This window comes from Bacillus sp. GMa5/1, assembly GCF_050172015.1.
Classification (GTDB): domain Bacteria; phylum Bacillota; class Bacilli; order Bacillales; family Bacillaceae_G; genus Bacillus_A; species Bacillus_A cereus.
The window spans coordinates 1-1562 of the sequence record NZ_JBNLYC010000384.1 but is presented as its reverse complement, the minus strand read 5'-3'; the positions used below and the strand labels follow the sequence as shown (position 1 = coordinate 1562).

The window sequence follows — 1562 nt, the reverse complement described above, 5'->3', positions numbered from 1 at the left end:
CGATAAGCGGATTTGCCTACTTATCAGCCTAACTGCTTGGACGTGCACAACCAATCGCACGCTTCTTCTATCCTTCTGCGTCCCTCCATTGCTCAAACGATAAAGAGGTGGTACAGGAATATCAACCTGTTGTCCATCGCCTACGCCTGTCGGCCTCGGCTTAGGTCCTGACTAACCCTGAGCGGACGAGCCTTCCTCAGGAAACCTTAGGCATTCGGTGGACGGGATTCTCACCCGTCTTTCGCTACTCATACCGGCATTCTCACTTCTAAGCACTCCACCAGTCCTTACGGTCTGACTTCACTGTCCTTAGAACGCTCCCCTACCACTGATACCATTGGTATCAATCCGCAGCTTCGGTGGTGTATTTAGCCCCGGTACATTTTCGGCGCAGAGTCACTCGACTAGTGAGCTATTACGCACTCTTTAAATGGTGGCTGCTTCTAAGCCAACATCCTAGTTGTCTAAGCAACTCCACATCCTTTTCCACTTAATACACACTTTGGGACCTTAGCTGGCGGTCTGGGCTGTTTCCCTTTTGACTACGGATCTTATCACTCGCAGTCTGACTCCTAAGGATAAGTCATTGGCATTCGGAGTTTGACTGAATTCGGTAATCCGATGAGGACCCCTAGTCCAATCAGTGCTCTACCTCCAAGACTCTTACACTTAAGGCTAGCCCTAAAGCTATTTCGGGGAGAACCAGCTATCTCCAGGTTCGATTGGAATTTCTCCGCTACCCACACCTCATCCCCGCACTTTTCAACGTGCGTGGGTTCGGGCCTCCATTCAGTGTTACCTGAACTTCACCCTGGACATGGGTAGATCACCTGGTTTCGGGTCTACGACCACGTACTAAACGCCCTATTCAGACTCGCTTTCGCTGCGGCTCCGCCTCTTCAGCTTAACCTCGCACGGGATCGTAACTCGCCGGTTCATTCTACAAAAGGCACGCCATCACCCGTTAACGGGCTCTGACTATTTGTAGGCACACGGTTTCAGGATCTCTTTCACTCCCCTTCCGGGGTGCTTTTCACCTTTCCCTCACGGTACTGGTTCACTATCGATCACTAGGGAGTATTTAGCCTTGGGAGATGGTCCTCCCAGATTCCGACGGAATTTCACGTGTTCCGCCGTACTCAGGATACATTCAAGAGAGAACGAAGTTTCGACTACGGGGTTGTTACCCTCTACGACGGACCTTTCCAGGTCGCTTCGTCTACCTCGTTCCTTTGTAACTCCGTATAGAATGTCCTACAACCCCAAGAGGCAAGCCTCTTGGTTTGGGCTATGTTCCGTTTCGCTCGCCGCTACTCAGGAAATCGCATTTGCTTTCTCTTCCTCCAGGTACTTAGATGTTTCAGTTCCCTGGGTCTGTCTTCCTTACCCTATGTATTCAGATAAGGATACCATACCATTACGTATGGTGGGTTTCCCCATTCGGAAATCTTCGGATCAAAGCTTACTTACAGCTCCCCGAAGCATATCGGCGTTAGTCCCGTCCTTCATCGACTCCTAGTGTCAAGGCATCCACCGTGCGCCCTTTCTAACTTAACCAAACT

The 1562-nt window shown here is 50.6% G+C and carries 1 rRNA gene; it reads right to left on the bottom strand.

Annotated elements, in window-relative coordinates:
* A 23S ribosomal RNA gene (locus ACQGSG_RS28825) occupies positions 1-1557 on the bottom strand; the annotation flags it as partial.
* Between the last annotated feature and the right edge of the window lie 5 nt (positions 1558-1562).